This window comes from Rhodothermales bacterium (assembly GCA_013002345.1).
Taxonomy (GTDB): Bacteria; Bacteroidota; Rhodothermia; order Rhodothermales; family JABDKH01; genus JABDKH01.
The window spans coordinates 25,464-38,657 of the sequence record JABDKH010000096.1 but is presented as its reverse complement, the minus strand read 5'-3'; the positions used below and the strand labels follow the sequence as shown (position 1 = coordinate 38,657).

At 59.6% G+C, this 13,194-nt stretch carries 15 protein-coding genes and 1 pseudogene; 6 read left to right on the top strand and 10 right to left on the bottom strand.

The genetic code is table 11. The features are described 5' to 3' along the window. Window positions 1-11 precede the first annotated feature (11 nt). A complete protein-coding gene (locus HKN37_05040; GenBank protein NNE46009.1) occupies window positions 12-1,130 on the top strand; it encodes a type III polyketide synthase in 1,119 nt (372 codons plus the stop codon). 129 nt (window positions 1,131-1,259) lie between these two features. Here the strand turns inward: HKN37_05040 and HKN37_05035 are convergent, their stop codons facing one another. The 5 genes from HKN37_05035 to HKN37_05015 form a co-directional block, all read right to left on the bottom strand. Further along, window positions 1,260-1,544: a EutN/CcmL family microcompartment protein gene (locus HKN37_05035; GenBank protein ID NNE46008.1), complete on the bottom strand. Its 285-nt coding sequence runs from the start codon at window positions 1,542-1,544 to the stop codon at window positions 1,260-1,262. A gap of 5 nt (window positions 1,545-1,549) precedes the next feature. Beyond that, window positions 1,550-3,352, bottom strand: coding sequence for an ATP-binding protein (locus HKN37_05030; GenBank protein ID NNE46007.1), 1,803 nt, complete (start codon window positions 3,350-3,352; stop codon window positions 1,550-1,552). 148 nt (window positions 3,353-3,500) lie between these two features. Then, window positions 3,501-4,406, bottom strand: coding sequence for a M55 family metallopeptidase (locus HKN37_05025; GenBank protein NNE46006.1), 906 nt, complete (start codon window positions 4,404-4,406; stop codon window positions 3,501-3,503). Between the two features lie 189 nt (window positions 4,407-4,595). After that, window positions 4,596-5,675 carry a class I fructose-bisphosphate aldolase gene (locus HKN37_05020; GenBank protein NNE46005.1) on the bottom strand — a complete coding sequence of 360 codons (1,080 nt, stop codon included), beginning with the start codon at window positions 5,673-5,675 and terminating at the stop codon, window positions 4,596-4,598. A gap of 189 nt (window positions 5,676-5,864) precedes the next feature. Next, a complete protein-coding gene (locus HKN37_05015; protein NNE46004.1) occupies window positions 5,865-6,929 on the bottom strand; it encodes an FAD-binding oxidoreductase in 1,065 nt (354 codons plus the stop codon). Window positions 6,930-6,971: 42 nt separating this feature from the next. On the opposite strand from HKN37_05015, the gene thiO reads away from it, so the two are divergent. Both thiO and thiS read left to right on the top strand, forming a co-directional pair. Beyond that, window positions 6,972-8,102, top strand: coding sequence for a glycine oxidase ThiO (thiO, locus tag HKN37_05010; protein ID NNE46003.1), 1,131 nt, complete (start codon window positions 6,972-6,974; stop codon window positions 8,100-8,102). A gap of 10 nt (window positions 8,103-8,112) precedes the next feature. Then, entirely contained in the window at window positions 8,113-8,340 is a 228-nt protein-coding gene (gene thiS / locus HKN37_05005; protein NNE46002.1) for a sulfur carrier protein ThiS, read from the top strand. 211 nt (window positions 8,341-8,551) lie between these two features. Here thiS and HKN37_05000 read toward each other — a convergent pair whose 3' ends face one another. Continuing rightward, window positions 8,552-8,848, bottom strand: coding sequence for a hypothetical protein (locus tag HKN37_05000; GenBank protein ID NNE46001.1), 297 nt, complete (start codon window positions 8,846-8,848; stop codon window positions 8,552-8,554). Window positions 8,849-9,142: 294 nt separating this feature from the next. On the opposite strand from HKN37_05000, the gene HKN37_04995 reads away from it, so the two are divergent. Continuing rightward, window positions 9,143-9,904, top strand: a complete 762-nt coding sequence (locus tag HKN37_04995) for a thiazole synthase (protein ID NNE46000.1) — start codon at window positions 9,143-9,145, stop codon at window positions 9,902-9,904. A gap of 62 nt (window positions 9,905-9,966) precedes the next feature. On the opposite strand, the gene HKN37_04990 is transcribed toward HKN37_04995, so the two are convergent. After that, complete coding sequence (locus tag HKN37_04990; GenBank protein ID NNE45999.1) at window positions 9,967-10,176, bottom strand: DUF2283 domain-containing protein; 210 nt, start codon at window positions 10,174-10,176, stop codon at window positions 9,967-9,969. Further along, window positions 10,173-10,413: pseudogene (locus tag HKN37_04985) on the bottom strand (hypothetical protein). Before HKN37_04985 ends, HKN37_04990 begins: the two are co-directional and overlap by 4 nt. Window positions 10,414-10,607: 194 nt before the next feature. Between HKN37_04985 and HKN37_04980 the strand changes: the two are divergent. Both HKN37_04980 and thiD read left to right on the top strand, forming a co-directional pair. Continuing rightward, window positions 10,608-11,288, top strand: coding sequence for a thiamine phosphate synthase (locus HKN37_04980; protein NNE45998.1), 681 nt, complete (start codon window positions 10,608-10,610; stop codon window positions 11,286-11,288). 1 nt (window position 11,289) lies between these two features. Continuing rightward, entirely contained in the window at window positions 11,290-12,135 is an 846-nt protein-coding gene (gene thiD / locus HKN37_04975) for a bifunctional hydroxymethylpyrimidine kinase/phosphomethylpyrimidine kinase (GenBank protein ID NNE45997.1), read from the top strand. 24 nt (window positions 12,136-12,159) lie between these two features. Here the strand turns inward: thiD and HKN37_04970 are convergent, their stop codons facing one another. Both HKN37_04970 and HKN37_04965 read right to left on the bottom strand, forming a co-directional pair. Next, a complete protein-coding gene (locus HKN37_04970; protein NNE45996.1) occupies window positions 12,160-12,573 on the bottom strand; it encodes a hypothetical protein in 414 nt (137 codons plus the stop codon). A gap of 143 nt (window positions 12,574-12,716) precedes the next feature. Beyond that, window positions 12,717-13,142, bottom strand: coding sequence for a hypothetical protein (locus tag HKN37_04965; protein NNE45995.1), 426 nt, complete (start codon window positions 13,140-13,142; stop codon window positions 12,717-12,719). Window positions 13,143-13,194 lie beyond the last annotated feature (52 nt).

Below are 13,194 nucleotides of genomic sequence, written 5' to 3'. Positions count from 1 at the left end.
GGAAGCCGTCTATGGTAACCGTCCTTGACTCGATAGCCACGGGGCATCCGCCGTACGGTCGGCCGCAGTCTGAGGCGGCAGAGTTCATCAGCAGGATCACGTCCCTGCCAGATCGCATCCGCAGTCGCGTACCGGAGCTGTACCAGAAGTCAGCAATCGAATACAGATACTCATGCATTCCGGATTATCTGCACGACGATCCTGCCCGATTCGAGTTCTACCCGCCCAACTGGGATCTCAAGCCCGCGCCGACGACCGAACAACGCAATACCATGTACCGCCAGGCGGTCCTTCCGATGGCGGAGCAGGTCGCCCGGGATGCGATCCACGCCGCCGGACTCACGGCCGATGAAATCACGCACGTGGTTGCCGTCAGTTGCACGGGCTTCTTTGCGCCGGGACTGGATATCATGTTGGTCAAGAAGCTCGGACTTCCCGCGTCGACGCGGCGCGCACTTATCGGCTTCATGGGATGCTATGCCGCGTTCAATGGTCTGCGGGTAGCCGACGGTTTCTGCAAGTCGCATCCGGGTGCCCGCGTTCTGCTTGTGTGCGCGGAGCTGTGCACGCTGCACTTCCAGGTAACGGACTCGATGGAGGACGCGGTGATCAACTCGCTGTTCTCGGACGGCGCGGCTGCCGCCGTGCTGTCGTCATGTGAGGAGAGCGATGCGGCGGGCAAACTCGTCTATACCGACAACGCCTCGCTCATCGACGACGACTCGGAGGATTACATGACGTGGGACATCGGAAATACCGGGTTCAGCATGGGTCTTTCGCCGCGGGTGCCGGCTGTGATTGCATCACACGTGGGACCATTCCTCGACGGGATGTTGAGTCGCAGCGATCTCTCCAGGGAGGATGTTGATTTCTGGGGAATTCATCCGGGCGGCAGGGCTATCGTCGAACGGGCGCAGCAGGCGCTGGAACTGAGCGACGACCAGGTGGCGGATAGCCTGGACGTACTCCGAATGAACGGCAACATGAGCTCGCCGACGATCCTGTTCGTGTTGGACCGGTTACTTCGGAGGAGGGCAGAGGCGGTTTCGGGGCATGGCCCGAAGACCGCCGTCGCGATGGCATTCGGACCCGGGTTGACGCTCGAGGGGTGTTTGCTGCGGGAAGCATAGCGGGTTCTTGTGCGGCCTGGCGCCAAGCGGTTGCACGGGACGTCCGGTCCGGCGGCTGGCCTCGAGCATGAACGATCTTCGCGAAGAAGAACCGCAACCGGTTGTCGTCGCTTTCAGGTTGATTGGCGGCTACGCGTCGGTATCCACCGACCACTCGTCCACAACTCCTACGATCACGACGTTGGTCGGGACGTCGTCTTCGCCGACCAACTGCCTCACGGCTGCTCCTTCACGTACCACAAGCACGTAGTCGCCCTCACCCGCATTGTAACGAGGGTCGAGCGCAAGCATGTCCTCGTCGCCCTCGCACTCGCCATCGAGATCGACGGGGTGCACGATCAGAAGCTTTGAGGTCTCAAAGACCTCGGGCTTGCGCGTAGCAACGACAGTGCCCGTGACTTTGCAGATGAACATGCGAACTAACGGATAAGGCGATTCAACTCTTCGACGCGTCGCACGATGGATTCCCGATTCATGTTGCGGTATTTCTCCGGCAGCAGAGCGCGGCTTGTGCATTCCAACACGGCCGAAAGCGTCTGCAACTCGACTTCCAACGGATACGTTGGCGGAATGAAATCCTCGACGGTCTCCTTCAGGATCTGGCCGGTCACCGTGCCCTTCGGCGCCGCCCGAAACTTCGCGCGCGTCATTAGCGCCTCCATGTCTGCTCCGCTCAGAGTGACCTCGCCGTTCAGCAACGAATCCGCAACCTCCTCCATCGGTAGCGAGACATTTGTTCGCTTCATCATGACGGTCAGCAGCTCTTCGCGCTCCTCGCGCGACGACGGGTAAAACAACGCGATGTGTTCCTCGGCGCGGCCCTGCCGCTTGAGGTCGATCGGCATGAGATCAGGCCGGGCCGTCACGAGGAAGAAAATGATATTGCCCCGGTGTTTCGTATCGCTCATAAACGAAGCGATCTGCCCGAACACACGTTTCGACACGCCGGAGTCACCCTGAACGTCGCGCTGACCGAGTTGCGCATCCGCCTCGTCAATCATGACGGCGACCGGCGTCATCGCCTCAAGCAGGTGAAGAATCTTTTCCAGATTGCCCTCCGTGACGCCCTGCCATTGCGAGCGGAAGTTCTTCAATTTCACCATCGGGATGCCTATCTCACCCGCGAAGCACGTGATAGTGAAGGTCTTGCCGGTGCCGACCGGTCCGCTCACGAGATAGCCCATCGGCATGACGTCGCGACGCCCCTCCTTCAGTGCTGAAGCCGCCTGACGCAGATGCTTGATCGCATGCTCGTGACCCGCTACCATCTCGAGCGTGAAGTCGGTCTCGATAAATTCAAGCAGTCCGTACGCCTCCGCCTCGATGAACGCTTTCTTGAGTTCTGAGAGCGTGTCGTACGTGAGCTCTGTCCGATTCTCAAGAACGTCCGCGAGTATCGTTCGGAGCTGGACGTGGTTCAGCCCGGCCGTGTTCTGCGCCAGGGCCTCCACCGTGACCTCGGACCGATCCTGCCAGATCTTCTCCTTATCCGCGAGATAAGAGCGCACGTACTTGAGACGTTCGCTCTCATTCGGCATGACGATCTGAATCTCCGCCGTGTACGGGCTCTGAACGAGCTGCTGATTCAGGTCGCGGAGGTTCTCGGTTACGAGACATACCGTGAAGTCACTTCGGAGAAACGTGGGATCGTGCGACCACTTCTGTAGAAAGACGAGAGCATTCCGGTCTTCCGAAGAATACATCGACGCCTCGGCCATGGGCACGATGGTCTCGGCATAGTCGATCACGCACGCGACGCGTTTGCCGTCGGCCAGGCGCAGTCGGAAATAATTCTCCAGGACGGACAGCACGCGCACCGGATCTTTCGGCAGTTTCTTGGCGAAGTCGGTGCCGAAAATGGTGTCATATCCCGACAGCGCGCGATTGAAGTCTGCCTGCGAGGCCTTGTCGGCAAAGTGGATACCGGAGGAGCGGTCGAAGAAGATGACGTAGTCGCGTGCGGCGAACAGATCGTTCATCAGGAATCGTCGCAACGGCTCGTAGATGGTCTTGCCATCTTTGTCCTCCGTCGGCACGAGATCACGAACGTTGCCGTACAGGATGAACTGCGTGAACGTCTTCGTGAAGTACTTGCGCGCAAATTCTTTCGCCCACTCGGGATAGTGGGCGGTATAGCGGTCGAGCAGGTCCTCGTCGATGATCGCGACCCCGTCCGGGTCGGGCGTCTTGATGTCTTGTTCCGCCTTCGTGATCTCCGTCATTTCTGTCTTCTTCTCTTTGTGATATCCGATAAATATACGCCGGTGAAATGCCGGCGAGCGAACTGCCTGTTGCGGTCTTCGGTCGCCCGTTGTGGTACGCTCCGACGTCGAGAAAGGGTTCGAGCGGATGAATGTCTGATCAGATGCTTCAGGGCGCGAGGTCGGCGTTGTAGCTGAGAATGAACGTCATGAAACCGGACGCTTCCGTCATGTCCTTTGCCACGAAGCGAATGGTGTGTGAGTCCACGCGATCCACATTCGGCAGATAGCCAAGCAGTTCAACAGGCCGATAGTTCTTCATGCTTACCTCGAGTTCGACGGGGCCTTTCAATTGGTACGGCCGGAAGTCATCGATGCGCCTGACTGCCGCTGTTACCCCGTCACGAATGACGTGGTTGGCCGCGACCGGGGTCATCGTCTCGGCCGAGTGGAAGCCGAGGGCTCGCTTGACGATCGCACCCTCCACGTCGCCCACGATCTGTCGGGTCTCCTCGATTATGGCGTCGTCACCGGAGACCATGATGACTGGAACGCCGAAGTGTCCGGCGATGGCTGCGTTGAACGCCGCCTCGGAAACGGGCACGCCGTTCAGTTTGACTGCCGTCAGACGGGCGCTGGACATGGTGTGCGCGCGCACGCCCTCTGTATTGGTCGTACTCGTATGATAGCCGATGTAGATAACGCCGTCGAACGACGCGTCGATTCCAGCCATCATGCCCAGCGGCCGCGGCCACGATCGAATCACTCTGACGTTCTCGGGCAGTTGATCGATGAGGAGGTTCTGTCCGTTGCCGTGGGAGTCGCTCACTAGGATTTCGGTTGCGCCCGCCGCGAAAGCCGCCTCGATGGCCGCGTTGACTTCATCGGTCATGAACTGCCGAAAGCGCTGATACTCGAAGCCTGAGGGACCGAGTTGTTCGCCCGTCACGGCTCCTGCCACACCCTCCATATCTGCCGAGATGTAGATCTTGAGGCCGTCCTGAGCGGAGGCACCAGGGACGGAAGCAGCCACAGCGAGAGCAACAGCGAGAAACACGAAGGATGATCGTTTCATGATGCCTGTTTCGGATCGAGGAAGTGTTGGATGGAGAGAGTTTCGTTCGAGCGGATCGACAAGTCAACCTCAGTGCCCGGTGCGTTCGTTTGAGCCGACACGTGTTGATGAACGAAGCTGGCGATTTCAAGAAAAAAAGGCGCCCGCAGTTCAACCGCGAGCGCCTTGAATTTCTGTCCGCTGCCGTCGTCAGGCAATCGTCACCTCGTCGTTGAGGTATACATCCTGGATGGCGTTCAGGATGCCAACTCCGTCCTTCATCGGACGCTGGAACGCTTTGCGGCCGGAGATGAGTCCCATGCCACCGGCACGCTTGTTGATCACGGCGGTCTGGACGGCCTGCTGGAGGTCGTTCGATCCCGATGCGCCGCCGGAGTTGATGAGTCCGACGCGGCCCATGTAGCCGTTCGCAACCTGATATCGGGTGAGGTCAATCGGGTGATCCGTACTGAGCTCCGTGTAGATGCGCTCGTCCAGCTTGCCGTAGCTCGAGTCTCCCGTGTTCAACGCCTTGTAGCCGCCCGTCTGCGTCGGCTGCTTCTGTTTTACGATGTCGGCCTCGATGGTGGCGCCGAGATGATCCGCCTGGCCTGTAAGGTCGGCGCTTCCTTCGTGGTTCACACCGTTCACCTTGAAGCCACTGTTTCTCATATAGCACCAGAGGATGGTCGCCATCCCGAGGTCGTGCGCATACGAGAAGGCTTCTGAGACATCCTGAAGCTGGCGGCCTGATTCCTCCGATCCGAAGTAGATCGTGGCACCTACTGCGACACATCCCATGTCATACGCATCATCGATGCTGGCAAACATGATCTGGTCGTACGTGTTGGGGTACGTCAGCAGTTCATTGTGATTGATCTTGAGCACAAACGGAATCTTGTGGGCGTATTTGCGGGCCACAATACCCAGCACGCCGAACGTCGAAGCCACTGCGTTGCAGCCGCCTTCGATGGCGAGCTTGACAATGTTTTCCGGATCAAAATAGATCGGGTTCTTGGCAAAGGAGGCTCCTGCCGAGTGCTCGATGCCCTGGTCCACGGGAAGAATCGACACGTAGCCGGTGTTCGCCAGGCGACCATGGCCGAGAAGGTCCTGGATCGACCGAAGTACTCGTGGAGAGCGGTCCGATGCGGCGAAGACACGGTCGACAAAGTCTGGTCCCGGGAGGATCAGGTCTTCCTTTGAGATGGTCTTGCACTGGTGGTCCAGCAGGTAGCCGGCCTTCTCTCCAAGTATGTCGGCCAATGCGGAGGTTGTCACTTCTGCCATGGTAATCCTCGGCGGTATCGATCTGGTTTATGCTTCAATTTCGGACATTTGCGACGTCGATTGCGCAAGATTTCAAGGTACGAATGCATGTTGCGGACGACAACGCACAGAACAGCCGCAGGTCGGGATCCACGCGTGATTCACGCACTTGGCGTCACGTGCCGGTCGAAAATCGGGGCTCAGGTCGTTTCAACCCGAAATCCGAATCTCAGGCGGTATACTCCCGGGCGCATCAAGGTATGCGGGCAGGTCTTTAGCAATGAGGGGCGCCATCAAGAGGCCCTTCGAACCGAGGCCGGTGAACGTCCAGACTCGATCGTGACCCGGCACGGGACCAAGAATCGGAAGGCGATGTCCTGCAACCGATACCCGGAGTCCGGCATGATGGCCGATAACGTCTGCGTTCGCAATCGACGGAAGCATTTCGGCGGCCCGCGCGATGAGTTCGTGGCCGACCTCGGGATCAGGCGCTTGATCCGTGAAATCGTGCTCGAAGCTGCTGCCGATCGTCACACGAAAGTCGTCGACGACCGCGTAGCCGGCCCCGGCAATATGCGGAAGATGAACGAGCGGCCGTCGCGGTCGCACGTCGGCGGTTTGCCCCTTCACGGCGTGCAGGCCGAGGGATTCGAGGCACGGGAACGACCGGAAGCCGGCTCCGCACGCGAGCAGAAGCGTCGTACATCGCACGCTATCGTGGGGTGAATCCCGAAACTCAACGACCACTCCATCGGACGATTCTATGAAGCCGCTCACCGTGGCGCCCAGCCGGATGGATACGCCCTGCTGGCGAAGACGTGTGTGGGCGCCCTCGATGAAGGCCGAGATTCCGACCGCGCCGCCGGACGCAACCATAAGGCAGCCGTGAGGACTGCGTACTTCCGGATATTGCTCGTGCGCTTCTGGCGGAGTCAGCCAGCGGCACTCGGAGTGCGATGCCGCCGTCGCCTTGAAGTGCGCCGCCTGCTCGAGGTCCCGGGCTGGTCGCAGCACGCCATTCGCCCGGAACAGGTGGGCCGAATTCGTCATTTGCAGCGTAGCTTTGAGTGCATCAAGGGCTTCTCTGTGGCGCCACGCCGGCCGCGCCTTGCGGGCCATGAACGGATTGACCAGTCCGGCCGCCGCCGCTGTCGCACCGCCGGGCGGGTTTCCGGAATCAACCAGTAGAATCCTTTCCCGGTTTGCAAGGTGTAACGCGGAGCACGTGCCGGCAAGGCCCGCTCCGGCAATGACTATGTCGTAGTCCTTCGGCACAATGCGAAAACCATATCTAACAGTCTGCTGTGAGGACGTCTGTTGACCAACGGAACCCCTTCTGATCCGATCGTCATTGTCGGAGGTGGAATAATTGGACTTTCAATCGGGTGGCTGCTCGCAGACGCCGGTCGAAAGGTAACAATTCTCGAACGCGACCGGGCGGGACGTGCCGCTTCGTGGCAGGCTGCCGGTATGCTTGCAGCCAGCGCCGAGATCGGGTTTGAAGAACTCGAAGTCTACAAACTCAGTAGGGAAAGCATGCTGCGCTGGCCTGCGTTTGCAGACCGACTTTCGTCCGCCTCAGGGCGCGATCTTGACTTCCGGTCCGAAGAGACACTGATCGTCGCCGATGACCCCGACAGCGCCGAGGCCCTCAAGCGGGTGTACGATTTTCAGATGCAGCATGGACTCGACATGAGGTGGCTGACCAGGCCGGAAGCACTGGAGATCGAGCCGTTTCTGGGGCCCCGTATTACCGCTGCAGTTGTTTCCCCGCACGACCATCAGGTAGACAATCGTGCGGTGGTAGAGGCGCTTGTTGACGTATTCAGGAAGGCAGGAGGCGAGTTGAAGGAGCACTGCGAAGTCGCGGAGATCCACGCCGGAGCGCCTGCAAAAGTCCTGACGTCAGAGGGCGACACTATAGAGGCAGGCTGCGTGATTCTTGCGGCCGGCGCATGGTCCCGGCAAATCGGCGGAATACCGTCGGAGCTTCGCCCGAAGGTTCGTCCGGTCAAGGGACAGATGGCCGAGCTGCGAGTGATCCCTCCGTTCAACCTGACGCACGTCATCCGCGGGCCCCATGCCTACCTCGCTCCGAAGTCGGACGGCCGATTGCTCGTCGGGGCGACGAGTGAGGAAATGGGGTTCGACACGGATGTCACAGCCGGTGGCATTTATCAAATTCTTGAGGGCGCCTGGGAGACGGTACCGGGCATTTACGATCTGCCGCTTGTGGATGTGTGGGCCGGACTGCGACCCGCGAGCCAGGACCACCGGCCGCTGCTGGGAGAGGCCGGTGAAGGCATCATCTATGCGACGGGCCACTACCGTCACGGCATCATGCTGGCGCCGATCACGTCGGAGGAAATCGCCCGCCTCGTCCTCACGGGAGAGCACGGCCCGTGGATCGCGCCTTTCGCACCGTCGAATGCCGTCTCAACGCACTGAATCAAGCCAGATGAACCAGAACAGCACGTACACCGTCACCGTCAACGGTGACGCCATTCAGGTGAAGGACGGAGCCCTGTTGACGGATGTAGTCCGCGCGGTCGGGCTGAATCCCGATGCTGTGCGCGGTGTTGCGGTTGCTATGAACGACGAGGTGGTTCGTCGTGAAGCCTGGACCGACACACGTGTTGCCGCCGGCGATCGAATTGAGATCGTAACGGCCCAACAGGGGGGCTAGGCTATCGCGGGACGGGGGTCATGCCGGCCTGCTTCCAAGGAGGTCGAGGGTCATCCGCACAACGATTTGTGCCCCTCGCCACGGTCCCTCATTCTCAAATGCAAATAATTGCAGCCCAACGCTCTGCGGGAATTCAGCCTAGCGTCTTGCCTGCGTGAGGCAGCGACGCTGTGGGTCGTGGCAGGACCGGGTATCGCAGATCCTGCGGGTCTCAGGTCTCGAGGATGCAGTTGACCGACCCGAACGGGGTCGGCTCATGGCCGTCCGCATCGTCTTCGTCGACCCAGCGGCCATCGTCTGCGAAGTACCGGAAGCCGAGGCGCTGGCCCGCATCGAGCTTGACCGACGTGCTGTAGGTGCCGTTGTTGCGCTTGCCGAACTTATTCGCCGACGCGTCCCAGCCGTTGAAATCGCCCACTACGGAGATCTTTCCGTACGGGTGATCGCCTGGCAGAACGAACGTCACCTTGATCTTTTTCGACTTCTTGATGGGTTGCTTCTTAATCATGGCCACAGGTAGGTAGAGATCGATGGCCGAAAGATCGGCAACACGGCGGCGCATCTTCAAGATGCTTCTGTGGATTATCGCGGTATTGAGTGCCGCTGTGCTTCATTCGAACCGTGCGCCAGCATCCATTTTTCACGATGATCCAGTATCATTTTGGGGTGGCGCAGGTATCATGTGAATGCGTCAGTCTCCTTGCTTCCGCGAGGCGCCCTGGCTTGCTCCGTCGAAATCAAAACAACACGAATGATGGACGATAATGTGACAGCCACCGTCGGTGCGGGCGACGTGCTTCAGATGGGGTCGCTTGAGTTAGCGTCGAGGCTCTTCCTGGGCAGCAGCGGCTATCCGAATCCCGGCACGATGCTGGAAGCGCTGGACGCCTCCGGCACGGAATTGGTGACCGTCGCGATCCGTCGAGTAAATCTCAAGGACCAGTCCGAGGGAGGGTTCATGGACTTGCTCTCGAGCCGCGAATTTGCGCTTCTTCCAAACACCGCGGGCTGCTACACGTCGACGGAGGCCGTACTCGTTGCCCAGCTTGCCAGAGAGGCCCTGGAGACGGACCTGATCAAGCTTGAAGTGATTGGCGATGACGAGACGCTGATGCCCGACGTTGAACAGCTGTTGCGTGCCGCGAAGACGTTGATTGATGACGGCTTCACTGTGTTTGCATACTGCAACGACGATCCGATTTCGTGCCGTAAGCTGGCGGATATGGGCTGTGCCGCGGTAATGCCGCTCGCTTCACCTATCGGAAGCGGCATGGGACTCGTCAACCCGTACAACCTGCAACTTGTTCGGGAGCTTATCCCCGATACGCCGCTCGTTGTAGATGCAGGCATCGGTACGGCGAGCGATGCGGCCCGCGCGATGGAGCTGGGCTATGATGGCGTCCTGCTCAACTCAGCCGTGTCGCGGGCGAAGCACCCGGTCGAAATGGCGGTCGCCATGAAGAAGGCTGTGGAGGCTGGCCGGACGGCGTATCGCGCCGGTCGGATTCCGCGTCGATTCTACGCACAGGCGTCTTCTGCCATGGAGGGGAGGGTCGGACGGTGACGCTGGTCCGGCGCCGCAGAACACGGTTGCCACAAACTTCCTGACGACTTCGCCATCCTTCCTCAGACCAGCTCGCGTACCGGCAGGTGCGACAACTTGACTTCGGAGAGGTCGGTCCTCGTACTGGCCCTCTCGATCTCGATCCCAACAACATCACCGGAGTCACTGACGTCCAGGACGATGTCGGGTGCTACTTCGCGGGCATCGGTCCCTGGCTCATCTCTGAGGGAGATGTACAACGTGTCTGTATCCGAGTAGTATTCGAATTTCATGGTCTGCGTGGTTTGAAACCTCGATCTGGAAACGCGTTGTGATATAGTCTCCCTGTCCGCCAGGGTGACCACGCGCAAATAGCGTTCAAGTTCTGCGCCGAATATCCAGTGCCGGATTCGTCCGTCTGGCTGTGTCTGTATGAACGATGGACTCGTAACGGCCTCGAGGCACCATTCGGGTCGGATGTACGGGCGCCTCCGGAGTACACAGTTTCGGAAATAAGATGTTGTCTTCATGCGAACCCCCGCGTGCCACTAATGACTGGACACATCTACGAGGGTCTACGTACCTTCCGTCGTTATCGAGAGCCGCCGTTCACGTCATATGTCAGCCGTCGTGACTGCATGCGGAAACGTTGCGATCCGATACGTCGTAGGTTGATCCGAGCCACGACTTCCCGACAACGTTCAACTTTTCCTGCCCCGCCGCGATGCTCCTTCACGTTGAAGTCCCTGAACTGAAGATCAAGATCTGGACGCCCGAGGCCCTGAAAGACCTGCCGCGGATGGTACTGATTGCTGATCGCTTCAGTGTTCGAGATGTGGCGTACAACGCCGTTCGAGCGGTGCAGGCGGGAGTCAAGTGGGTGCATCTGCGCGATCACACGATCTCAAAGAAGGAGTTCTGGGAGATAGGTCGTGTCGTGGTGGGTCGGCTTCGCCGCGCCGACGAGGACGTTCTGATCTCTATCAATCTCCATGCAGACTTTGCCGCGGAGTGGTACTGTGGCGTGCACGTCGGTGCACATGGACCGGCTGTCTCGGAGGTCAAGGGAATGGACGGGATCAACGGGCCTGTGGGTTACTCGGCACACAGTCTGGACGTAGCCCGGGCCGCGTTTGACGCGGGAGCGGACTACGTCTTCTACAGTCCGATCTTTCCGACGAACTCAAAGCCGGACCACCCGGGTGAGGGAGTCGACGCCTTGCGCGATGTGTGCACGGCGCTTGCTCCGAGACGAGTCTATGCGCTCGGAGGTCTTCGGCCCGAGCGGGTGAAACGATGCATTCAGGCCGGTGCGTCAGGTATCGCAACTGCGTCGACGATCGCCAATGCCGACGATCCCAAGGCAGCAGCACACGCTTTCCTAACCGAACTGAAAGAGGTCTGACATGCTACTTCGGCGTGAATCGGATATCAGAGTAGCACTATCGATCGCGGGCAGCGACTCGGGTGGGGGAGCGGGAATCCAGGCTGACATAAAGGCGATTCAGGCGAACGGCGTGTATGCGGCAACAGTGATCACGGCGGTCACGGCGCAAAACACGCAGGCCGTGACGATGGCGAAGGAGCTTTCGCTGAAGATGATTCGAGCTCAGTTTGAGGCGGTCGTGAGTGACATACCGATCTCGGCCGTGAAGACGGGTATGCTGTCCTCTTCACCGGTCATCGAGACGGTGGCCAGCCTGCTCGCAAAGCACGCCGCCGACATTCCGATTGTGGTCGACCCGGTGATGATTTCGAAGAGTGGCTTTTCACTGCTGGCAGACGACGCAATCGATGTGTTGAAGACGCAGCTTCTTCCGTTGGCCACCGTGCTGACGCCTAATGTGCACGAGGCCTCTCGCCTGTCGGGCCTTGAGATTCGGGATGTGGAAAGTGCGCGAGAAGCGGCCCGCGCCATTTACGCCATGGGTCCCGGGGCAGTGCTCGTGAAAGGCGGTCATCTTGAAGGCGTGGCAGATGCCATCGACTTTCTTTTTGACGGGGACTCTATGCATGCATTCTCCGTGCCGAGGGTCGATACGGTTCACACTCACGGTACCGGGTGCACCTTTGCTTCTACGATCGCTGCGAATCTCGCGAAAGGCTACAGCCTCGTCAAGTCGGTAGAACGGACCAAACGCTACGTTACTGCGGCGATACAGCACGGGCTGCCGATCGGGTCCGGACACGGGCCCACGAATCATTTCTATTACTTGCGCTCGTACGGTCGCTTTCCGATCGAAGACGTGTAGCAAGAGTACTTGCCGCTGTCGAGATCAGCTGCCGAGAGTACGAATTGCTGCGTCGACGTCTTCCGGCTTCACGTACAGGAGGTAGCCGTAGCTGCCACTTCCGTCGGCGACGCCTGAAGATGCGTAAACATTCACGCCGATGCCGTGCAACTTGCGATGGATGTTTGCGAGCGCTCCCAGTTCGTCATCACCCTGGACGAGGATGGCGGGGTGGGGTCCGTCGAGTGACAGATTGGCTTTTTGAGCCTCGGCAGCGAGCTTCCCGGCATCCTCCGGGAAAATCGTGAACTGCGTGCGCGTCGGGCCGAATGGCACGGCGGTGAAGGCAAGAAGGTTAACTCCGAGTTCCGACAGCAGTGAGAGTAACCGGTAACCCTCACCGGGCTCGTCGTTCACCGTCGTATAGTAATACTGAACGCTTCGAATGTTGTGTGCCATGGCCGCCTCGCATCGGTTCTTTCCAGGACAGGTATCGTACGACGCAGTTCGGACGGAGGCAATCCGGTGAACGAGCGGGCGTCGGCCGGGCTTCTACCTACAGCGCTGCGGCGATGGTGTCCGCGGATACGCGAGAACGGGTCCTACTGCCCGTACACGAATCGCCGCCAGGTACCAACCAGCGTCTCCTCGCGTCCGCCGCAGTTGTCATCAACAATAGTGGCGATCAGGTCGAGCTCTTCGATTTCGATTCGATAGAATCCTCGATCCACGCATCGCGCGTCAAAGAGCTCAAGAGTATCCCCCTTGAGCGACCACCTACCAACAACCGGGAAGAATGGACGCGCCTCACCCGCCTGATAACCGCCGCCCTCCTTGAACAACCAGCCTATCGTCGTGCTACCGAAGTCCCTCTCCCAGAGTCCGATAACCTGCTCTTCCAGCGGGATCTCTTCCATCGCCGCAACGATAGGGGCCTCGTCGATCTCCGCATTCGTCGAATCACACGCCGACAGCGCTGTGCCTGCCGCCACGACCAGTAATCCGAATTTGAACAGGGATGCAGGCATCGTCACCGTTGTCTCTCAAGTGAATACCGGGAGGTAACGAAAAAGCGCGACT